Consider the following 20,203-nt stretch of genomic DNA (forward strand, 5'->3'; position numbering starts at 1 on the left):
TAAGGGAGGAAGAATGATGGAAAAAATGAAAAAGCAAATTCGTATTTTGTTATTGCTGACAGTTTTTGGTATTAGTAGCTGTTCTTGTTTAAGTTTATCGACTTGGGCCTTGATGTTAAATCAAAACTGCTTCTATTATTTAGTGGGTATGTTGCTCCTTGCGAGTATTGGTGCAGGGCTAAACTATTATAGAGGACAACGAAATCAACATTATTCAGTTTTTAAAGAAGATAGACAACAATTTTTGTATACTCTGTTACTATTGGTAAATGTTTTAGGTTTAGCTTTGATTATCATAGAATATCTTCTTACGGGAAGGGCAACTGGTGAAGAGTTTGTAGAAGTCTTTCTACCGAGTTTCTTTTTCTTATTTGGTATTGATTTGTTAGTTTTTCTGCCAATTCAGAAGTATGTATATGGCTTGAAAAATATTTTGGGTAAAAAGCAACTCTGTTTTATTAGTGGATTAGCTATTTTAATCGTTCTCAGAAATCCATGGTCAATACTATCCATGACATTTTATATTGCCTTGGGCATGCTATTTCTAGGCCTGTTGGTGCCAAAAGTTATTCGTTGGGAAGTTTCACTTTATAGCCATTTGATGAGAGATATATTATTAGTTTTCTTTTTACTGTTCCTATTTTAAAATCAGAACAAGAACCAGCCCAAGTCTCATAATTCATAATCTGGACTTCACAGATAATATCTCGACAAAGAATAACTTTTTGGTATAATAGAGGTATGTACACTAAAAATGAAGAAGAGTTACAGTCCTTAGGTGAACGTTTGGGCTGTTTATTAGAGAAGAATGATGTCTTAATTCTAACTGGAGAACTTGGAGCAGGCAAAACGACCTTTACAAAAGGCCTTGCTAAGGGATTACAGATTTCTCAGATGATTAAGAGTCCAACCTATACTATCGTGAGAGAGTATGAAGGTCGTCTTCCACTTTACCACCTAGATGTTTATCGTATTGAGGGGGATGCTGATTCTATTGATTTGGATGAGTTTCTTTTTGGTGGCGGGGTAACTGTCATTGAGTGGGGACATCTTTTAGGTGATGCCTTGCCAGATACTTATTTAGAATTAGAAATTCTAAAAGAGGAAGATGGTCGCAGATTAAACTTCAAAGCCAAGGGTTTGCGTGCAGAAAAACTCTTAGAGGAGCTTCAACATGGAGTATGAGTTGCTCATTAGGGAAGCAGAAATTGAAGATGCGGCTGAGTTAGTATCATTTTTAAATCGTGTTAGTGTAGAAACAGATTTTACTAGTCTGGACAGGGATGGTATTTTGATGACAGATACTGAGATGGAGTCGTTTTTGGATAAACAGGCTCACTCGGAAAATCAAATCACTTTACTGGCCTTGCTGAATGATGAAATTGCTGGTCTTGTAAATATCACAGCTGATCAACGTAAGAGAGTTCGTCATATTGGAGATCTCTTTATTGTGATTGGTAAGAAATATTGGAATAATGGACTGGGAAGTTTTTTGCTAGAAGAAGCGATAGAGTGGGCACAAGCTAGTGGTATTCTTCGTCGACTTCAACTAACTGTCCAAACTCGTAATCAAGCTGCAGTTCATCTATATCAAAAATATGGCTTTGTAATTGAAGGTAGACAAGAGCGCGGTGCGTACATAGAAGAAGGGAAATTTATCGATGTTTACTTGATGGGTAAACTGATAGATTAGTAGAAATATGGTTAAAAAAATTATTGGAATGGTGCTAGCTTTTCTAGCTGTGACAGTTTTGGGTGTGGGTGTCTTTGCTTATACCATTTATCAGCAAGGTACACAAACCTTATCAAAAACCTATAAAAAGATTGGGGAAGAAACCAATGTTATTGAGGCGACTGAACCCTTAACGATCCTTTTAATGGGGGTTGATACTGGAAACGTTGAACGAACTGACCCTTGGGAGGGGAATAGTGATTCTATGATTCTCTTGACGGTTAATCCGCATACGAAAAAGACTATGATGTTGAGTTTAGAGAGAGATATTTTGACGAAAATTCAGCATAAAGATGGTCAAATCGAAGAAGCGAAACTGAACGCAGCTTATGCTGGAGGAGGTGCAGAATTAGCTATCTCAACGATTCAAAGGATGATGAATATCCATATTGACCGCTATATTATGGTCAATATGCAAGGTTTGCAACAATTGGTAGATGCAGTGGGCGGGATTACGGTTAATAATACACTAGGTTTCCCGATTTCTATCAGTGACCAAGAGGAATTTAACACCATTTCTATCGGTGTTGGAGAGCAGACAATAAATGGAGAAGAAGCGCTTGTTTATTCCCGCATGCGTTACCAGGACCCAGAAGGGGACTACGGACGTCAGAAGCGTCAGCGTGAAGTCATTCAAAAGGTGGTTGAAAAAGTTCTTAGCTTGAATAGTGTCAGTCACTACCAATCCATCTTAAAAGCACTAAGTACCAATATGCAAACCAATATCGATTTGTCTTCTAAGAGTATTCCAAGCTTGTTAGGTTACAAGGATTCGTTCAAAACGATTGAAACCCAACAGTTACGAGGAGAAGATGCCGAATTGCAAGGGACATCTTATCAAATTGTAACTGCTAACCATTTGTTAGAAATCCAGAATCTTTTGAGAACCTCACTTGATAAACCGAAGGTGACAGAGTTAGAGACGAATGCAGTCTTATATGAAGATATTTTCGGCAATCGAAATAATACCGGTTTGGGAACAGGTACGATTAATAATACAATAAATCAAGAAGATGTAGAATAATCTATTTTATGGTTAAAATCGTGGGAAATTTCCTGCGATTTTTTCAAAAAAATACGAATAGATAGGTAGGAGGAAACATGAAAGCAGAAATTATGGCTGTCGGAACAGAAATTTTAACAGGGCAGATTGTCAATACCAATGCCCAGTTTTTATCAGAAAAACTAGCAGAGATTGGGGTAGATGTTTATTTTCAGACGGCTGTAGGAGACAATGAAACTCGTCTCTTGTCTTTGCTTGAGATTGCTAGTCAACGTAGCAGTCTGGTGATTTTGACAGGTGGTTTGGGACCAACTGAGGACGATTTGACCAAACAAACTCTAGCTAAATTTTTAGGGAAAGAATTAGTCTTCAATCCTCAGGCGCAGGAGAAGTTGGATGTCTTTTTTGACCAGAGACCAGACTATGCCCGAACACCGAATAACGAAAGACAAGCTCAAATTGTAGAAGGGGCGACTCCACTACCAAACGAAACAGGACTGGCTGTTGGAGGAATGTTAGAAGTGGACGGAGTGACCTATGTCGTTCTTCCTGGTCCACCAAGTGAATTGAAACCCATGGTCTTAAACCAACTTCTACCCAAGTTGATGACAGGGAGCAAGTTGTATTCCCGAGTTCTTCGTTTCTTTGGGATTGGCGAAAGCCAGCTGGTTACGATTTTAGCTGATTTGATTGACAATCAAACAGATCCAACCTTAGCCCCTTATGCCAAGACAGGAGAAGTCACTCTGCGTCTGTCAACAAAATCTAGCAGTCGAGAAGAGGCGAATCAAGCGTTGGATATTTTGGAAAATCAAATCTTGAACTACCAGACTTTTGAAGGTCTTTCTTTACGAGAACTTTGTTATGGTTATGGGGAAGAGTCCAGCTTGGCCAGTATTGTGGTAGAAGAACTGAAAAAGCAAGGGAAAACCATCACGGCTGCAGAGAGTTTGACGGCAGGGCTTTTCCAAGCTACTGTGGCGGATTTTTCAGGAGTTTCAAGCATATTTAAGGGTGGTTTCGTGACCTATAGCTTGGAGGAAAAATCAAAGATGTTGGATATTCCTGTCAAGGATTTGGAAGAATATGGTGTTGTGTCTGAATTTACAGCTCAGAAGATGGCTGAGCAGGCACGAAGTAAGACCCAGTCTGATTTTGGTATTAGCTTGACTGGAGTAGCAGGGCCAGACAGTCTAGAAGGGCATCCAGCTGGGACAGTCTTCATAGGATTGGCTCAAGAGAAAGGAACTGAGGTTATCAAGGTGAATATTGGAGGTAGAAGCCGAGCAGATGTACGTCACATTGCGGTTATGCATGCCTTTAACCTAGTTCGCAAGGCTTTATTAAGTGACTAACTTTTGATATAATAGTAGATAGGTCTAAGGACTATTAGAATGTAGGAGAATAGAATGGCGAAAAAACCAAAAAAATTAGATGAAATTTCAAAAAAATTCGGGGCAGAACGTGAAAAAGCCTTGAATGATGCTCTTAAATTGATTGAGAAAGACTTTGGTAAGGGTTCAATCATGCGTTTGGGTGAACGTGCAGAGCAAAAGGTACAAGTGATGAGCTCAGGTTCCTTGGCTCTCGATATTGCCCTTGGTTCAGGTGGTTATCCTAAGGGACGTATCATCGAAATCTATGGGCCAGAGTCATCTGGTAAGACAACAGTTGCCCTTCATGCAGTCGCGCAAGCGCAAAAAGAAGGTGGGATTGCAGCCTTTATCGATGCGGAGCATGCCCTTGATCCAGCTTATGCTGCGGCTCTTGGGGTCAATATTGACGAATTGCTCTTGTCTCAACCAGACTCAGGAGAGCAAGGGCTTGAAATTGCAGGAAAATTGATTGACTCAGGTGCTGTGGACCTTGTCGTAGTCGACTCAGTTGCGGCCCTTGTCCCTCGTGCGGAAATTGATGGTGATATCGGAGACAGCCACGTTGGTTTGCAGGCTCGTATGATGAGTCAGGCCATGCGTAAACTTGGTGCTTCTATCAATAAAACTAAAACAATTGCCATCTTTATCAACCAATTGCGTGAAAAAGTTGGGGTCATGTTTGGAAATCCAGAAACAACTCCTGGTGGACGTGCTCTGAAATTCTACGCTTCAGTGCGTTTGGATGTTCGTGGAAGCACACAAATCAAGGGAACTGGTGACCAAAAAGACACCAACGTCGGTAAAGAAACCAAGATCAAGGTCGTGAAAAACAAGGTGGCTCCACCATTTAAAGAAGCCTTCGTTGAAATCATGTACGGAGAAGGGATTTCTAAAACTGGTGAGCTCTTGAAGATCGCAAGTGATCTCGATATCATCCAAAAAGCGGGAGCATGGTACTCTTACAAGGGTGAAAAAATCGGACAAGGATCTGAAAATGCTAAGAAATACTTGGCGGATCACCCAGAAATCTTTGATGCCATTGACCACCAAGTCCGTGTTCAATATGGTTTGATTGAAGATGAAGAAAGAACAACTCCTACCTCTGTTGCAGAAGATTTAGCACCTAACCAAGAAGTAACACTTGACCTAGGCGACGGACTCGAAATCGAAATTGAAGATTAAAAATAAAAGCGGAGAAGTCTTTCTCTGCTTTTTATGTTTAAATATTAAGTCTCCATAAGCTTCAAAAGCGTAATAAAAGAGTATTTAATCAAAAAAATTAAATCATTCTATAAAAAGGAGACTACTATAATGGAAAAACGCCTTGTTCGAAACGTACAAGACAAAAAGATTGCTGGTGTTTGTGCTGGTATCGGTGACTACTTTAACATGGACCACACACTTGTTCGTGCACTTTGGATTATCTTCACCCTACTTGGTGGTTCTGGAATCTTAGCTTATGCTATTCTCTACTTCCTTCTTCCGGAAGGCAATGCAGAAGCTTAAGCCATAGAGAGAATAAAAGTTTATTCTGATCAGTTGAAAATAAAAAATGCATGTAATCGTAGATTACATGCATTTTTATATGTAGCTTCTATCGAAAAAGAGAGGTTCTTCACTGGATGGATAAGTCCTGTTTAATGGTCACTAAAACGACGATACTCTATATGAAAGTCAAAATAATGTTCATTCTGTAGCTTTTGGAAGATGTCGCGATAGGCTTCTTCGTCAAAATAGTCGCCACGGTAGAGAATTTCAAAACTCAAACCTTCGTACTCTAGAAAAGCATTGGCTGTTTTGAAACCATTTTGGCGGTAGAAGTCCATGCGTGCCTTTCTCTGCTCCAAGTTATCGCATTCTTCGTCCAATCGCTCGACTTCCAATAACATGGTTCGCTGGTAAAAATCAGTCAGCTTTTCGATGATTTCTTTTCCATATCCGTGGCTTCTCAAGTGGGGCATGATGGCAAAAAAGCTGATATAAAAAGCTTTTTGATTGGAGATGGCAAAAGCAAAGCCGACAAACTCTTCTTGGTTATAAAAGGCAAAAAAGTGAGCGTCTTCTCGGTCCTGATAGCGCAAGAACTCGGATAGAGGGACTCGTTCTTCCTTGGGGAAAGCTTCCTTGTTTAGCTTTTCAACCTTATCCAGATCGGGAAATGCATCGGTTATTAATTGACTGGTCAAATTCATAAATGACCTCCTTTTCTTGATTATAGCAAATTGTCTCTCTGTAAGCAATTGATTGCAAACTTAGTGATAGAGCCTTGTCGCTCCTTTAGAAAGCTGATATAATAGCCTTATGAATAAAAAACGAACAGTGGACCTGATTCATGGTCCTATTCTTCCTTCGCTTTTGAGTTTTGCCTTTCCAATCTTGCTGTCCAATATTTTCCAACAGCTCTATAATACTGCTGATGTCTTGATTGTTGGACGTTTTCTTGGTCAAGATTCCTTGGCTGCGGTTGGGGCAACAACTGCTATTTTTGATTTGATTATAGGCTTTACGCTTGGTGTTGGTAATGGAATGGGGATTGTCATTGCCCGCTATTATGGGGCTAGGAATTTCACCAAAATCAAGGAAGCGGTAGCAGCTACCTGGATTTTAGGTGCTCTTTTGAGTATTGTAGTGATGTTGCTGGGCTTTCTTGGTCTGTATCCTCTTTTGCAATACTTAGATACTCCTGCAGAAATCCTTCCTCAGTCCTATCAATATATTTCTATGATTGTGACCTGTGTCGGTGTCAGCTTTGCTTATAATCTCTTTGCAGGTTTGTTGAGATCCATTGGGGACAGTCTAGCAGCCCTTGGCTTTCTGATTTTCTCTGCCTTGGTTAATGTGGTTCTGGATCTCTATTTCATTACGCAATTGCATCTGGGAGTTCAATCTGCGGGCCTTGCTACCATTATTTCGCAAGGCTTATCAGCGGTACTCTGTTTCTACTATATACGCAAGAGTGTTCCAGAACTGCTCCCTCAGCTCAAGCATTTCAAATGGAACAAGGCCTTGTACGCGGATCTCTTGGAGCAAGGTTTGGCTATGGGCTTGATGAGTTCAATTGTGTCCATCGGAAGTGTGATTTTACAATCTTCTGTTAATACCTTTGGTGCCGTAATTATTAGTGCCCAGACGGCAGCTCGACGCATTATGGCTTTCGCCCTTCTGCCTATGACCGCTATTTCTGCTTCGATGACGACCTTTGCTTCTCAGAATTTAGGTGCTAAGCGACCAGACCGCATTGTTCAAGGCCTTCGAATCGGCAGTCGTTTAAGTATGTCCTGGGCAGTTTTTGTTTGTATCTTCCTCTTTTTTGCCAGTCCAGCCTTGGTTTCTTTCTTGGCTAGTTCAACGGATGGCTACTTGGTAGAAAATGGAAGCCTCTACTTGCAGATCAGTTCGGTCTTTTATCCTATTTTGAGTCTTTTGCTGATTTATCGCAATTGCTTGCAGGGTTTGGGGCAAAAAGTCCTTCCGCTGGTTTCTAGCTTTATTGAACTAATAGGGAAAATTGCTTTTGTGGTCTTGATTATCCCTTGGGCAGGCTATAATGGAGTTATCCTTTGCGAACCCCTTATCTGGGTTGCCATGACCATCCAACTGTATTTTTCGCTTTTCCGTCACCCCTTGATAAAAGAAGGCAAGGAAATCTTGGTAGGTAAAGTAGTATCCTAGCTGTATTTGCTAATAAAATCCATTTCCTCTAGTGAAAATCGAAAAAACTTGTGTTATAATAAGAAAGATTAAAATGTGAAAAAAGGAGATTCCTAATGGGACGTAAATGGGCCAATATCGTAGCCAAGAAAACGGCTAAAGATGGAGCTAACTCTAAAGTATATGCAAAATTTGGTGTAGAAATCTATGTAGCAGCTAAAAAAGGTGATCCAGATCCAGAATCGAACTCAGCTTTGAAATTCGTTATCGACCGTGCTAAACAAGCCCAAGTGCCAAAACACGTTATCGATAAAGCTTTGGATAAGGCTAAAGGAAACACAGATGAAACCTTTACAGAAGGACGTTACGAAGGGTTTGGACCAAATGGTTCTATGCTGATCGTTGATACTTTGACTTCTAACGTCAACCGTACAGCGGCCAATGTCCGTGCTGCCTTTGGTAAAAACGGCGGAAACATGGGTGCTTCAGGTTCGGTTTCTTACCTCTTCGACAACAAGGGTGTTATCGTATTTGCTGGTGAAGATGCGGATGCAGTCTTTGAGCAATTGCTAGAAGCAGATGTGGATGTGGACGATGTAGAAGCAGAAGAAGGAACAATCACGGTTTATACAGCACCAACTGACCTTCACAAAGCTATCGTTGCTTTGCGTGAATCAGGTATCGAAGAATTCCAAGTGACTGAATTGGAAATGATTCCTCAGTCAGAAGTGGAATTGTCAGGCGATGACCTTGAAACTTTTGAAAAACTTTACAGCATCCTTGAAGACGACGAAGACGTACAAAAAATCTACACAAACGTAGACGGGTTCTAATAGAAAAACGAACAGTTTTACTAGCTGTTCGTTTTTTGATATTTGAACTTAGACTCAGGTTTCAGAATCGTTTTGTTACTTGCTTTTTTCTAGACCTAGACCGACTGATGTTTTTGGACGAGCAAGAGCTGTCCATTGTCATCTTTTGCAAAAGTTAAGGTAACAGTCTTAGTCTTGTCTCCAATAGAGATATAGGTGATTTTTTTCGTATTGTAACCCCCAAGAGTGAAGTCAAACTCGGAATCTGGCTTTCCGTGTTTGTTGATAATATCCTCGTAGGTGGTACCACCTTTTCCTTTGTTGTCAAGGTCACCTTCGATTAAGGCGTCGAACTGTTCTTGGGTCCAGGCGAAGGTATCGTCTGTCAAGCCGCTTTTTTCTTCGCGTTCCATTGAGGCACTCGTATCCATGTAGGAACGGTTAAACTCCTTGGCATACTCTTTGTAGACATCAGCGTATAGTGCCTGAGTCGTAAAGAAAAGTACAACAGAGGCAACTGCCAGAGATGTTCCGATAATAGCCATTGTTTTCCGTTTTTTGAGGTTGACGATAAGGCCAATAATCCCCAAGATAAATGCGACGATGCCGATGAACAACGATGGATAGTTAATAAACGGGATCCAGGATCCTAAAAGTGCGATGGCTCCAAAAATGGTTGCTAAGATTCCTAAAACTCTTTGCTCTTCTGGTTTCATTTGAAAGTTTTCTCCCTTCATTGAGTGAATGGATGTCTATCCACAGTAGTGAGTTCTTATTATATAAAAGATATTGCCTAATGTCAATTTAAACTAAGATAGTTCTTATGAAAACTTTTTTCTTGACATCTTTTCTGAAAATGATAAAATAGTTCTCATGGAAACTTATTTAGTTCTCAGGAGAACTAAATGTAATGCTTAGAAAGGAGTAAGTATGGATAAACCAATGCTGGTTTTAAAACGTTTTGGACACCAGGTACATCTGATGGTACAAAAGGAAGCCAAACGTTGTGGTATTGAATTTATGGGTGGACCTCAAGGACAAGTTCTGCGTTTTTTAGGTTGGCGTGAGCATGAACAAGAATTAACGCTCATCAAGGATATTGAACAAGAACTCAACATTAGCAAGTCTGTTGCTAGTAATTTGGTCAAACGTATGGTGCAAAATGGTTTGGTGGAATTGGAGGCAAATCCTGTCGATAAGCGGGCTAAGTTTGTTCATCTGACGGACAAATCGCGCTCTCAGATGCAAGAAATCAAGGCCTTCTTTGAACGTATTGACAACCAGTTGATGGCAGACATTGATGAAGATGAATTACTGATTTTTGAGAAAGTCCTCAATCAACTACAGGAAAATATCAAGAGAATAGGAGGAGAGAATGAAGAAATTAGCTAAACGAATTAGTAGAAAAGAATGGGGGATGATTTTACTAGCCATTCTCTTTACATGCTTTTCGGTCTATCTAGAGTTGGAAGTTCCGACCTATATCTCTAAAATCACGGATTTGCTGGGAAGTCAAGGAACCAACTTGGATGAGTTATGGCAACCAGCAGGTATGATGGTCGGAATGTCTTTTTTTGCCTTCTTATCCGCAGTCGCAGTTGGATTTTTTGCATCCAGAGTGGCTGCTTCTTACACTAGTAGGCTGAGAAGTGATATTTTTAATCGAGTTTTGGATTACTCGCAGACAGAGATTAAGAAATTCTCTATTCCCAGCCTCCTAACTCGTACCACTAATGATATTACCCAAGTTCAGATGTTGATTACCATGGGATTGCAAGTGGTTACGCGTGGTCCGATTATGGCTATCTGGGCCATCGGGAAGATTTTAGGCCATTCAGAATACTGGCTCTGGGCGGTACTTGTGGCAGTGATTGTCAATGTTTTGATGACAACCGTTTTGATGACGCTAGCCTTTCCAAAACAGTCCTTGATTCAAAGTTTGACTGATAAACTGAATAGCATTACTCGTGAAAGTTTAACAGGTATTCGCGTTGTTCGTGCCTACAATGCTGAAAAGTACCAAGATGAAAAATTTACAGCAGCAAATGATGAGCTGACACGCTTGAATTTGTTTGTCAACCGTCTTATGGCTATTTTAAATCCCATTATGATGGGGATTTCAAGTGGTTTGAGTGTGGCGATTTACTGGATTGGAGCCTATGTAATCAACGATGCTGCTCCGACAGCGCGTCTGCCCCTCTTTAGTGACATGGTTGTTTTCATGTCTTATGCCATGCAGGTTGTTATGGGCTTCCTTCTCATGGGGGCGCTCTTCATCGTTCTTCCTCGAACCATGGTCTCTGCCAAGCGGCTTAATCAGGTTCTAGATTTGCATTCTTCTATCCAAAATCCTGATCAAGTGCAGCTGGCTGATGAAAACCTTAAAGGTAAGGTCGAATTTAAGGATGTGACCTTCCGCTATGCTGCAAATTCGGAGGCAGTTATCGAGAATGTTAGCTTTAGAGCAGAAGCTGGCCAAACAGTTGCCTTTATCGGCTCAACTGGTTCTGGTAAGTCAACTCTAGTCAATCTGATTCCACGTTTCTATGACGTATCAGCAGGAGAAATTCTAGTGGACGGAGTTAATGTTCAAGATTACGGTTTGGAAGATTTGCGCAATAAGGTCGGTTATATACCACAAAAAGCTGTACTCTTTTCAGGTGATGTCAAGGGCAATCTAGACTTTGGACATAGTCAAGAAACACCGCTTAGTGAACAAGCTATGTGGCAAGCCTTGGAATTGGCCCAGTCTAAGAACTTTATCGAAGACAAGGAAGCTGGCTTGGAGTCAGAAGTAGCTCAAGGAGGAACCAACTTCTCAGGTGGACAAAGACAGCGTCTGGCCATTGCGCGTGCCTTGGCTCGGAAGCCAGAAATTCTCATCTTTGATGACTCCTTCTCAGCCTTGGATTACAAGACAGACCGTGTCCTACGCCAAGAGCTAGCAGAGAAAACAAAATCTATGACCAAGCTCATCGTCGCACAGCGTATTTCAACCATTATGGATGCAGATTTGATTTTGGTCTTGGATCAAGGTAAAGTCGTGGGACAAGGCACCCACAAGGAACTTCTAGCTAATAACGAAGTTTATCAAGAAATTGCCTATTCACAATTATCGAAGGAGGAATTGGAACATGGAAAATAAAAAAATGTCTCTCTGGAAACAGAGTAAACCCTATCTTGCAGGTCTCCAGTTTGCCCTTCTGATAGCCTTTCTAGCAACAATCCTATCTAATATCATTACTGTATATGGGCCAACCTGCATCAAGGAAATGACTAATATTATTGCCAGTGGTTTGGAAACAAGTGTGGATGTAGCGGCAGTTGCAGCTATTGGTAGTTTTTTGGCCGTGATTTATGTGATTGGACTTCTATCAAATTATTTGCAGGCCTTTCTGTTTACAACAGTCATTCAACGTTTTTCAGAGCGTTTGAGAACAGCCATTGCAGAGAAAATCAATCGCCTACCATTGAGATATTTTGATGGACATTCTCAAGGGGATACCTTGTCTCGTGTAACCAATGACGTTGACACTGCAGCCCAGTCCCTTAATCAAAGTCTGGGAACAGTTCTTTCATCTAGTTTATTGGTCTTGGCAGTTTTGGTAACCATGTTTGGGATGAACTGGATTTTAGCCTTGGTGACGGTTGTTTCAACCCTTATTGGTTTTGCTTTCGTGTCCGTCTTTATGGGCAAATCACAGGGATTTTTTAAGAGTCAGCAACAAGATTTAGCAGCTGTCAATGGCTATGTGGAGGAAATGTACTCTGGCCATAATGTAGTGACCAGTTACAATGCTATTGAGAGCACGAAAGAAGAGTTTGCGAAATTAAACCATCGTCTGTATGACAGTATCTGGAAATCTCAGTTTATTTCAGGGATTATGATGCCGATTATGATGTTCATTGGGAACTTTAGTTATGCCTTAGTGATTATCGTCGGTGCAGCCTTGGCTCTGAATGGGCAGATCAGTATCGGGATTATCGTGGCCTTTATGGCCTACGTTCGTATCTTTTCTCAGCCTCTTTCACAAATCGCCCAAGGGGTTACTAGTCTTCAGCAGGCTAGTGCAGCCATGGGACGTGTCTTCGAATTCCTAGCTGAAGAGGAAATGGAAGACGAATCCTATAAAGAAAGACAATTGAGCGATATGAAAGGTCAAGTAGTCTTTGATCGAGTCTCCTTTGGTTATACACCAGAGCGAACCATTATTCATGACTTTTCTGCGACCGCTCATGCAGGTCAAAAGGTTGCGATTGTCGGACCGACCGGAGCTGGTAAGACAACCATTGTCAATCTTTTGATGAAGTTCTATGAGATTGATAAGGGAAGTATCCGTATCGATGGTGTGGATACCAAGGATATGAAGCGTTCGGAAGTACATGATGCCTTTTCAATGGTCTTACAGGATACTTGGCTCTTTGAAGGAACCATTCGCGACAATCTCATCTATAACCAAACAGGTATTAGTGATGAGCGTGTGATTGAAGCCAGCAAGGCTGTAGGGATTCACCACTTTATCATGACCCTGCCAGATGGTTATGATACTGTCTTGGATGATACAGTGACCTTGTCTGTCGGGCAAAAACAACTCTTAACTATTGCTCGTGCTTTGTTGAAAGATGCACCACTCTTAATCCTAGATGAGGCGACTTCTTCTGTTGATACCCGTACAGAGGAATTAATTCAGAAAGCCATGGATCGTTTGATGGAAGGCAGAACGTCCTTTGTCATCGCCCACCGCTTGTCAACCATCCGTAATGCTGATCTTATTCTCGTCATGAAAGATGGGAATATCATCGAGCAAGGAAATCATGATGAGCTGATGGCGCAAGCTGGTTTCTACGCCGACCTCTACAACAGTCAATTTACAGAAGACGAAGTAGAAGAATAAATCGAAAGAAGGCTTGACGGCCTTCTTTTTCTGCACTATACTAGAAGACAAGTGCTTCCCTATAAGCAAAATTTGAATAAATGATGAGAAAATATATGAAAAATTATCAAGAATGGTATGACCACATTGCTGGTAACATTGAAAATAAGCCCTTTCTTCCGAGCTTGTTAAGAACTTTCAATCGGTTCATGACGGTAGTTATGCCTATGATTTATCTGACCTTGTTAGCAACTACCTATTTCCAAGAAGGATTTGGAAAGCAGATATTGATCTATGTGTTTATCCCTGCTACAGGTTTTGTGATTTTATCCTTTCTTCGTAAGAAAATCAATGCCCCTAGACCTTATGAGGAATGGGATATTAAACCCTTGCTTGACAGAGATAGTCCTGGTCAGTCTATGCCCAGTCGTCATGTCTTTTCAGCAACCATTATCTCCATGGCTTGCTTGCATGCTAGTTTATCTGTAGGGGTTATCTTGTTGGTCTTGTCAGCCCTCCTCGGTCTCGTGAGAGTCTTAGGTGGAGTGCATTTTCCCAAGGATGTAGTGGTTGGCTATATTTGTGGTCTTGTGTGGGGTGTGATTTTCTTTCTATGTTGACCTGTAAGTTAAGGTGGTCCCACAACCACTTACGAGTCTAAAGTAACCACTTGCTTTTTTGCTCTTGTTTTCTTATTTTCCCTTTGATATAGTAGAGTCAGAAAGGAGATGGAATGAAGTTACGAATCGAAATTGACAGCAATTTAGAGGAAACTGAAATTATCATCAAGGCAGCGGCTTTGACAGATGAGATTGCGGATTTACAGCGGCTCTTGCAAGAATCCAAGTCTCCTAGGTTGATTTTTTACAAGGGGACGGGTGAATATTATCTGGACCTATCGGAAATTCTCTTCTTTGAGACGGAAGTTAACAAGATTTACGCCCATACCCAGAAAGATGCCTACGAGGTTCGGCTTAAACTCTATGAGTTAGAGGCTATCCTTCCTCGTTACTTTAGTCGGGTATCCAAGTCAACTATCGCTAATATTCGGCAAATCTATTCGGTGGACAAGTCCTTTTCAGGAACGGGCACCATTTCCTTTTATCAGACCCACAAGGAGGTTCATGTCTCACGACATTACCAATCCCTCCTAAAAGAAAATCTAAGAAACATGAGGTAAGAACATGAAAAAGAAAGCATTTGGTATTGTGTTGCTTATTTTGGCGGCATGGATTCTGTTTCAGGGACATTATGGTGTCCCATCCTTGGAGACTAAGTATTCTCCCTTCATCTTTATTGCTTTTCTCCTTTATAAGGCGGTAGAATCTTTGCTTAGGCATCATTGGACAAGAGCTACTTTTTTAGCATTAATAGCGTTAAATATAGTGAATCTTTTTTATAATTGGATTCAGATATCTCCTGTTTCACTTACTTTGGCTAGTATTTTAATCGTAATGGGTGTCAGCGCACTCACTCATTCTAACAGAACTTGGAATGGGAAAAAATGGTGGTATGATGGTAAAAAGACCATTCTGACAGATAAGGAGGTCGCTTTTGGAAGTGGGACTTTCTACAAGCAAGAGCAAGAATTGGTAGAAGATCAAGTAGAAGTTGGTTTTGGCAATGCCAAGATATATTATGACAATGCAGAGATGTTGGGAGATACCGCAACCCTGAAAGTGGAAGTCGGTTTTGGCAATGCAGTTATTTATGTTCCGCAACACTGGCGAGTGGATTTGAAAGTGGAAACTTTCTGTGGTGTAGCCAAGGCAGATACTTCTCTAGCTCCAACCAGTAAAACTTTGATTATCCGTGGAGATGTGGCTTTTGGCAAACTTGGTGTTGTCTACGTTAAATAAAAAAATCTTCCAATTCCCTTGCAAAAATGAAGAAAGTGTGATAACATAGTACGGTATGTGGTGCTAGCACATCCGCTATATTAGATCTAATAGGAGGAAAACACAATGGCTAAAGTATGTTACTTTACAGGTCGTAAGACTGTATCAGGAAACAACCGTTCACACGCGATGAACCAAACAAAACGTGCCGTAAAACCAAACCTTCAAAAAGTTACTGTTCTTATCGATGGTAAACCTAAAAAAGTTTGGGCTTCAGCTCGTGCTTTGAAATCAGGTAAAGTTGAACGCGTTTAATAATAAAAGCAAAGGAGACCTTAGGGTCTTTTTTCTTTTACTGTAGGTATAAAATCATTTGAAAAAATAGAGTAAATATCCGCTGATACAGTATTCTGCTTTTACACTTGGGCTGAAATATGATAAAATAGAGTATCAACTAGTTGAGGTAAAAAGGATGACTGTAAAAATTAATACAAAAGATGGTCAAATCGAACTAACAGATGAAGTGATTGCAACCGTCGTAGGTGGAGCAGCAACTGAGATTTTTGGTGTGGTCGGTATGGCTAGTAAAAATGCCCTCAAAGATAATTTCCAAGCCCTTCTAGGTAAGGAAAATTATTCCAAAGGTGTCGTCGTAAAGGCGGCCGAAGATGGCAGTATTGCAGTTGATGTATATACCGTGTTGAGCTACGGAACAAAGATTAGCGAAGTGTCAAAAAACATTCAAGAGCGTGTTCGATTTAGTTTGGAAAACCAACTTGGAATTACCGCTCAGACTGTAAATGTCTACATTCAAAATATCAAAGTTGTAGGAGAATAACCGTGTCAAAAATTACTACTAGCTTATTTCAAGAAATGGTGCAGGCTGCATCAACTCGTTTGAATAAGCAAGCTGAATATGTCAATTCATTAAACGTCTTTCCAGTTCCAGATGGAGATACTGGAACAAACATGGGAATGACCATTGAAAATGGTGCTAAGGAAGTTGCAGACAAACCAGCTTCTACAGTTGGAGAGGTAGCGAGCATTCTTGCCAAAGGTCTTTTGATGGGCGCGCGTGGGAACTCAGGAGTTATTACGTCTCAGCTTTTCCGTGGATTTTCACAAGCCATCAAGGATAAAGACGAGTTAACAGGTCAAGACTTGGCCCTTGCCTTCCAATCAGGTGTGGAAGTTGCCTATAAGGCAGTTATGAAACCAGTTGAAGGAACGATTTTAACAGTTTCTCGTGGGGCTGCTATCGGTGCTAAGAAAAAAGCTGAGCAAACAGATGACGCTGTTGAAGTCATGCGCGCAGCCTTGGAAGGTGCTAAAACAGCTCTAGCTAAAACACCAGACATGCTTCCAGTATTGAAAGAAGTTGGTGTTGTGGACTCAGGTGGTCAAGGATTGGTCTTTATCTACGAAGGTTTCCTTTCAGCTCTTACTGGCGAATATATTGCATCTGAGGACTTTGTAGCCACTCCTGCTAACATGAGTGAAATGATCAATGCAGAGCACCACAAGTCTGTAGCTGGTCATGTAGCGACTGAGGATATCACCTTTGGTTACTGTACTGAAATCATGGTAGCTCTTAAGCAAGGCCCAACCTATGCCAAAGATTTTGACTACGATGAATTCCGTAACTACTTGAATGAGCTTGGAGACTCTCTCCTCGTTGTTAACGATGATGAAATTGTCAAAGTCCATGTCCATACAGAAGATCCAGGACTTGTTATGCAAGAAGGTCTCAAATATGGTAGCTTGGTCAAGGTAAAAGTTGACAATATGCGTAACCAACACGAAGCACAGGTTGAAAAAGAAGCTGCTCAAGTTAGCAAGCCTGCTGAAGAAAAAGAGTATGCTTTGATTGCTGTAGTGGCTGGTAAAGGTCTAGCAGATATCTTCCGTTCTCAAGGTGTGGATTATGTTATTGAAGGCGGTCAAACTATGAACCCTTCAACTGAAGACTTTATCAAGGCTGTTGAACAGGTCAACGCTCGTAACATTATCTTCCTGCCAAACAACAAAAACATCTTCATGGCAGCTCAATCTGCAGCAGAAGTTTTGGAACAACCAGCAGTAGTGGTGGAAGCTCGTACTTTGCCACAAGGTTTGACAAGTCTTCTCGCCTTTGATCCAAGTAAGTCCATAGAAGAAAACCAAGAGCGTATGACTGCTGCTCTTAGCGATGTCGTTAGTGGAAGCGTCACAACAGCTGTGCGTGATACAACCATTGATGGCTTAGAAATCCATGAAAACGATAATCTAGGTATGGTGGATGGGAAAATCCTCGTGTCAAACCCTGATATGCACCAAACCTTGATAGAAACCTTGAAACATATGTTGGATGAAGATAGTGAAATTGTAACCTTCTATGTCGGTGAAGACGGAAGCGAAGAACTTGCCAATGAAATTGCCCAAGAAATCACAGAAGAATTCGAAGATGTTGAAGTCGAGATTCATCAAGGTCAACAACCTGTTTACCCATACCTATTCAGTGTGGAATAAGATTAATGAAGAACTGAGAAATCAGTTCTTTTTTCTTTTTTAGTAAATGAAATCGGTATCTTTTTAATAAAAACAAAAATAACATTCATAAATAAACGTTAAAATAGAAAATTCAGAAAATTTCTTCTTTTCTCTTGAAAAATTTTGAAAAAATGGTATGATAGTAACAAGTTATTTTTAAGAGAAGAGAAAGGGGAACAATGGAGAAAATCAGTTTAGAATCTCCTAAGACGGGGTCGGACCTAGTTTTGGAAACACTTCGTGATTTAGGAATTGATACCATCTTTGGTTATCCTGGTGGTGCAGTCTTGCCTTTTTATGATGCGATATATAATTTTAAAGGCATTCGCCACATTCTAGGACGCCATGAGCAAGGTTGTCTGCATGAAGCTGAAGGTTATGCCAAATCAACTGGAAAGTTGGGTGTTGCCGTCGTCACTAGCGGACCGGGAGCAACAAATGCCATTACAGGGATTGCGGATGCCATGAGCGACAGTGTTCCCCTTTTGGTCTTTACAGGACAGGTTGCGCGAGCAGGGATTGGGAAGGATGCCTTTCAGGAGGCAGACATCGTGGGAATTACCATGCCAATCACTAAGTACAATTACCAAGTTCGTGAGACGGCAGATATTCCGCGTATCATTACGGAAGCTGTCCATATCGCAACTACAGGTCGACCAGGGCCAGTCGTAATTGACCTACCTAAAGACGTATCTGCTTTGGAAACAGATTTCATTTATTCACCAGAAGTGAACCTACCAAGCTATCAGCCGACTCTTGAGCCGAATGATATGCAAATCAAGAAAATCTTGAAGCAATTATCCAAGGCTAAAAAGCCAGTCTTGCTAGCTGGTGGTGGAATTAGTTATGCTGAAGCTGCTGCAGAATTAAATGAATTTGCAGAGCGCTATCAAATTCCAGTGGTAACCAGTCTTTTGGGGCAAGGTACGATTGCAACGACTCATCCACTCTTCCTTGGAATGGGAGGTATGCACGGATCTTTCGCAGCTAATATTGCCATGACGGAAGCTGACTTTATGATTAGTATTGGTTGCCGTTTCGATGACCGCTTGACAGGAAATCCTAAGACCTTCGCTAAGAATGCCAAGGTTGCTCACATTGATATTGACCCAGCTGAGATTGGCAAGATTATCAGTGCAGATATTCCTGTAGTTGGAGATGCTAAGAAAGCCTTGCAAATGTTACTAGCAGAACCGACAGTTCATAACAATACTGAGAAATGGATTGAGAAAGTTACTAAAGACAAGAACCGTGTTCGTTCTTATGACAAGAAAGAGCGTGTGGTTCAACCGCAAGCCGTTATTGAACGCATTGGTGAATTGACGAACGGGGATGCCATTGTGGTCACAGACGTTGGTCAACACCAAATGTGGACAGCTCAGTATTATCCATACCAAAATGAGCGTCAGTTAGTGACTTCAGGCGGTTTAGGAACCATGGGATTCGGAATTCCAGCAGCAATCGGTGCTAAAATTGCTAACCCAGATAAGGAAGTAGTCTTGTTTGTTGGGGATGGTGGTTTCCAAATGACCAACCAGGAATTGGCTATTTTGAACATTTACAAGGTGCCAATCAAGGTTGTTATGCTGAACAACCACTCACTTGGAATGGTTCGCCAGTGGCAGGAATCCTTCTATGAAGGTAGAACATCAGAGTCAGTCTTTGATACCCTTCCTGATTTCCAATTGATGGCACAAGCTTATGGAATTAAAAACTATAAGTTTGACAATCCTGAGACCTTGGCCCAAGACCTTGAAGTCATCACTGAGGATGTTCCTATGCTAATCGAGGTAGATATTTCTCGTAAGGAACAGGTGTTACCAATGGTACCAGCTGGTAAGAGTAATCATGAAATGTTGGGGGTGAAGTTCCATGCGTAGAATGTTAACAGCAAAACTACAGAATAGATCAGGAGTCCTCAATCGCTTTACCGGTGTCCTGTCTCGTCGTCAGGTTAATATCGAAAGTATCTCTGTTGGAGCAACAGAAGATCCGAATGTATCGCGTATCACCATTATTATTGATGTTGCTTCACATGATGAGGTAGAGCAAATCATTAAGCAACTTAATCGTCAGATTGATGTGATTCGCATTCGAGATATTACAGACAAGCCTCATTTGGAGCGCGAGGTAATTTTGGTTAAGATGTCAGCACCAGCCGAGAAGCGCGCTGAGATTTTAGCGATTATTCAACCTTTCCGTGCAACGGTGGTAGATGTAGCGCCAAGCTCGATTACTATTCAAATGACAGGAAATGCAGAAAAGAGCGAAGCACTGTTGCGAGTCATTCGACCATACGGTATTCGCAATATTGCTCGAACGGGTGCCACTGGATTTACCCGCGATTAATAATCTTCGAAAATCTCTTCAAATCACGTCAGCTTTGCC

21 protein-coding genes and 1 pseudogene are annotated in these 20,203 nt (G+C 41.1%); 20 read left to right on the forward strand and 2 right to left on the reverse strand.

Going from position 1 to position 20,203, the window contains the following annotated elements:
• Positions 1-13: 13 nt before the first annotated feature.
• The 7 genes from HMPREF2764_RS07920 (at position 14) to HMPREF2764_RS07950 (ending at position 5,617) form a co-directional block, all read left to right on the forward strand.
• Complete coding sequence (locus HMPREF2764_RS07920; protein ID WP_261673658.1) at positions 14-646, forward strand: competence protein; 633 nt, start codon at positions 14-16, stop codon at positions 644-646.
• Between the two features lie 95 nt (positions 647-741).
• Positions 742-1,185 (forward strand): tRNA (adenosine(37)-N6)-threonylcarbamoyltransferase complex ATPase subunit type 1 TsaE, encoded by a 444-nt coding sequence (tsaE, locus tag HMPREF2764_RS07925; protein WP_070528613.1) that lies wholly within the window; start codon positions 742-744, stop codon positions 1,183-1,185.
• Entirely contained in the window at positions 1,175-1,693 is a 519-nt protein-coding gene (locus HMPREF2764_RS07930) for a GNAT family N-acetyltransferase (RefSeq protein WP_070528615.1), read from the forward strand. The genes tsaE and HMPREF2764_RS07930 overlap by 11 nt, the downstream gene beginning before the upstream one ends.
• A 7-nt stretch (positions 1,694-1,700) precedes the next feature.
• On the forward strand, positions 1,701-2,756 hold the full coding sequence (gene brpA / locus HMPREF2764_RS07935) for a glycopolymer--peptidoglycan transferase LytR (protein ID WP_070528617.1): 1,056 nt from the start codon (positions 1,701-1,703) through the stop codon (positions 2,754-2,756).
• A gap of 77 nt (positions 2,757-2,833) precedes the next feature.
• Entirely contained in the window at positions 2,834-4,090 is a 1,257-nt protein-coding gene (locus HMPREF2764_RS07940) for a competence/damage-inducible protein A (protein ID WP_070528619.1), read from the forward strand.
• Positions 4,091-4,144: 54 nt separating this feature from the next.
• The gene (gene recA, locus HMPREF2764_RS07945; RefSeq protein WP_070528622.1) at positions 4,145-5,293 is read left to right on the forward strand and encodes a recombinase RecA; all 1,149 of its coding nucleotides are present in this window, start codon (positions 4,145-4,147) and stop codon (positions 5,291-5,293) included.
• Positions 5,294-5,422: 129 nt separating this feature from the next.
• Complete coding sequence (locus HMPREF2764_RS07950; RefSeq protein ID WP_000415527.1) at positions 5,423-5,617, forward strand: PspC domain-containing protein; 195 nt, start codon at positions 5,423-5,425, stop codon at positions 5,615-5,617.
• 131 nt (positions 5,618-5,748) lie between these two features.
• Here the strand turns inward: HMPREF2764_RS07950 and HMPREF2764_RS07955 are convergent, their stop codons facing one another.
• Entirely contained in the window at positions 5,749-6,303 is a 555-nt protein-coding gene (locus HMPREF2764_RS07955; protein WP_001054828.1) for a GNAT family N-acetyltransferase, read from the reverse strand.
• Between the two features lie 109 nt (positions 6,304-6,412).
• Between HMPREF2764_RS07955 and HMPREF2764_RS07960 the strand changes: the two genes are divergently transcribed.
• Both HMPREF2764_RS07960 and HMPREF2764_RS07965 read left to right on the forward strand, forming a co-directional pair.
• On the forward strand, positions 6,413-7,783 hold the full coding sequence (locus HMPREF2764_RS07960) for an MATE family efflux transporter (protein ID WP_070528625.1): 1,371 nt from the start codon (positions 6,413-6,415) through the stop codon (positions 7,781-7,783).
• Between the two features lie 95 nt (positions 7,784-7,878).
• Positions 7,879-8,595, forward strand: a complete 717-nt coding sequence (locus HMPREF2764_RS07965; RefSeq protein ID WP_070528628.1) for a YebC/PmpR family DNA-binding transcriptional regulator — start codon at positions 7,879-7,881, stop codon at positions 8,593-8,595.
• A 75-nt stretch (positions 8,596-8,670) separates the two neighbouring features.
• Here HMPREF2764_RS07965 and HMPREF2764_RS07970 read toward each other — a convergent pair.
• A pseudogene (locus HMPREF2764_RS07970) lies at positions 8,671-9,290 on the reverse strand (DUF4190 domain-containing protein).
• 214 nt (positions 9,291-9,504) lie between these two features.
• On the opposite strand from HMPREF2764_RS07970, the gene HMPREF2764_RS07975 reads away from it, so the two are divergent.
• From HMPREF2764_RS07975 to ilvN, 11 genes are all read left to right on the forward strand, one after another.
• Positions 9,505-9,966, forward strand: coding sequence for a MarR family winged helix-turn-helix transcriptional regulator (locus HMPREF2764_RS07975; RefSeq protein WP_070528631.1), 462 nt, complete (start codon positions 9,505-9,507; stop codon positions 9,964-9,966).
• Positions 9,950-11,719, forward strand: a complete 1,770-nt coding sequence (locus HMPREF2764_RS07980; protein WP_070528633.1) for an ABC transporter ATP-binding protein — start codon at positions 9,950-9,952, stop codon at positions 11,717-11,719. Before HMPREF2764_RS07975 ends, HMPREF2764_RS07980 begins: the two co-directional genes overlap by 17 nt.
• Positions 11,709-13,469 (forward strand): ABC transporter ATP-binding protein, encoded by a 1,761-nt coding sequence (locus HMPREF2764_RS07985; protein WP_070528635.1) that lies wholly within the window; start codon positions 11,709-11,711, stop codon positions 13,467-13,469. The genes HMPREF2764_RS07980 and HMPREF2764_RS07985 overlap by 11 nt, the downstream gene beginning before the upstream one ends.
• Positions 13,470-13,564: 95 nt before the next feature.
• The gene (locus HMPREF2764_RS07990) at positions 13,565-14,068 is read left to right on the forward strand and encodes a phosphatase PAP2 family protein (protein ID WP_070528637.1); all 504 of its coding nucleotides are present in this window, start codon (positions 13,565-13,567) and stop codon (positions 14,066-14,068) included.
• Positions 14,069-14,181: 113 nt separating this feature from the next.
• The gene (locus tag HMPREF2764_RS07995; RefSeq protein WP_070528641.1) at positions 14,182-14,628 is read left to right on the forward strand and encodes a LytTR family DNA-binding domain-containing protein; all 447 of its coding nucleotides are present in this window, start codon (positions 14,182-14,184) and stop codon (positions 14,626-14,628) included.
• Between the two features lie 4 nt (positions 14,629-14,632).
• The gene (locus HMPREF2764_RS08000) at positions 14,633-15,307 is read left to right on the forward strand and encodes a hypothetical protein (RefSeq protein WP_070528644.1); all 675 of its coding nucleotides are present in this window, start codon (positions 14,633-14,635) and stop codon (positions 15,305-15,307) included.
• Between the two features lie 105 nt (positions 15,308-15,412).
• On the forward strand, positions 15,413-15,601 hold the full coding sequence (rpmB, locus tag HMPREF2764_RS08005; RefSeq protein ID WP_001140948.1) for a 50S ribosomal protein L28: 189 nt from the start codon (positions 15,413-15,415) through the stop codon (positions 15,599-15,601).
• 157 nt (positions 15,602-15,758) lie between these two features.
• Complete coding sequence (locus tag HMPREF2764_RS08010) at positions 15,759-16,124, forward strand: Asp23/Gls24 family envelope stress response protein (RefSeq protein ID WP_000216437.1); 366 nt, start codon at positions 15,759-15,761, stop codon at positions 16,122-16,124.
• A gap of 2 nt (positions 16,125-16,126) precedes the next feature.
• Positions 16,127-17,794, forward strand: a complete 1,668-nt coding sequence (locus tag HMPREF2764_RS08015; RefSeq protein ID WP_070528646.1) for a DAK2 domain-containing protein — start codon at positions 16,127-16,129, stop codon at positions 17,792-17,794.
• Between the two features lie 200 nt (positions 17,795-17,994).
• Positions 17,995-19,695, forward strand: coding sequence for an acetolactate synthase large subunit (locus HMPREF2764_RS08020; RefSeq protein WP_049539216.1), 1,701 nt, complete (start codon positions 17,995-17,997; stop codon positions 19,693-19,695).
• Positions 19,688-20,164 (forward strand): acetolactate synthase small subunit, encoded by a 477-nt coding sequence (gene ilvN / locus HMPREF2764_RS08025; protein WP_001253803.1) that lies wholly within the window; start codon positions 19,688-19,690, stop codon positions 20,162-20,164. The genes HMPREF2764_RS08020 and ilvN overlap by 8 nt, the downstream gene beginning before the upstream one ends.
• The last annotated feature ends 39 nt before the right edge of the window (positions 20,165-20,203 follow it).

The sequence above is a fragment of the Streptococcus sp. HMSC073F11 genome, assembly GCF_001810785.1.
Lineage (GTDB): Bacteria > Bacillota > Bacilli > Lactobacillales > Streptococcaceae > Streptococcus.

What these genes read in the sequence shown, in the direction of transcription:
- HMPREF2764_RS07920 (WP_261673658.1), top strand. Translation starts at nt 14, where the DNA reads ATGATGGAAAAAATGAAAAAGCAAATTCGTATTTTGTTATTGCTGACA.
- tsaE (WP_070528613.1), top strand. Translation starts at nt 742, where the DNA reads ATGTACACTAAAAATGAAGAAGAGTTACAGTCCTTAGGTGAACGTTTG.
- HMPREF2764_RS07930 (WP_070528615.1), top strand. Translation starts at nt 1,175, where the DNA reads ATGGAGTATGAGTTGCTCATTAGGGAAGCAGAAATTGAAGATGCGGCT.
- brpA (WP_070528617.1), top strand. Translation starts at nt 1,701, where the DNA reads ATGGTTAAAAAAATTATTGGAATGGTGCTAGCTTTTCTAGCTGTGACA.
- HMPREF2764_RS07940 (WP_070528619.1), top strand. Translation starts at nt 2,834, where the DNA reads ATGAAAGCAGAAATTATGGCTGTCGGAACAGAAATTTTAACAGGGCAG.
- recA (WP_070528622.1), top strand. Translation starts at nt 4,145, where the DNA reads ATGGCGAAAAAACCAAAAAAATTAGATGAAATTTCAAAAAAATTCGGG.
- HMPREF2764_RS07950 (WP_000415527.1), top strand. Translation starts at nt 5,423, where the DNA reads ATGGAAAAACGCCTTGTTCGAAACGTACAAGACAAAAAGATTGCTGGT.
- HMPREF2764_RS07955 (WP_001054828.1), bottom strand. Translation starts at nt 6,303, where the DNA reads ATGAATTTGACCAGTCAATTAATAACCGATGCATTTCCCGATCTGGAT.
- HMPREF2764_RS07960 (WP_070528625.1), top strand. Translation starts at nt 6,413, where the DNA reads ATGAATAAAAAACGAACAGTGGACCTGATTCATGGTCCTATTCTTCCT.
- HMPREF2764_RS07965 (WP_070528628.1), top strand. Translation starts at nt 7,879, where the DNA reads ATGGGACGTAAATGGGCCAATATCGTAGCCAAGAAAACGGCTAAAGAT.
- HMPREF2764_RS07975 (WP_070528631.1), top strand. Translation starts at nt 9,505, where the DNA reads ATGGATAAACCAATGCTGGTTTTAAAACGTTTTGGACACCAGGTACAT.
- HMPREF2764_RS07980 (WP_070528633.1), top strand. Translation starts at nt 9,950, where the DNA reads ATGAAGAAATTAGCTAAACGAATTAGTAGAAAAGAATGGGGGATGATT.
- HMPREF2764_RS07985 (WP_070528635.1), top strand. Translation starts at nt 11,709, where the DNA reads ATGGAAAATAAAAAAATGTCTCTCTGGAAACAGAGTAAACCCTATCTT.
- HMPREF2764_RS07990 (WP_070528637.1), top strand. Translation starts at nt 13,565, where the DNA reads ATGAAAAATTATCAAGAATGGTATGACCACATTGCTGGTAACATTGAA.
- HMPREF2764_RS07995 (WP_070528641.1), top strand. Translation starts at nt 14,182, where the DNA reads ATGAAGTTACGAATCGAAATTGACAGCAATTTAGAGGAAACTGAAATT.
- HMPREF2764_RS08000 (WP_070528644.1), top strand. Translation starts at nt 14,633, where the DNA reads ATGAAAAAGAAAGCATTTGGTATTGTGTTGCTTATTTTGGCGGCATGG.
- rpmB (WP_001140948.1), top strand. Translation starts at nt 15,413, where the DNA reads ATGGCTAAAGTATGTTACTTTACAGGTCGTAAGACTGTATCAGGAAAC.
- HMPREF2764_RS08010 (WP_000216437.1), top strand. Translation starts at nt 15,759, where the DNA reads ATGACTGTAAAAATTAATACAAAAGATGGTCAAATCGAACTAACAGAT.
- HMPREF2764_RS08020 (WP_049539216.1), top strand. Translation starts at nt 17,995, where the DNA reads ATGGAGAAAATCAGTTTAGAATCTCCTAAGACGGGGTCGGACCTAGTT.
- ilvN (WP_001253803.1), top strand. Translation starts at nt 19,688, where the DNA reads ATGCGTAGAATGTTAACAGCAAAACTACAGAATAGATCAGGAGTCCTC.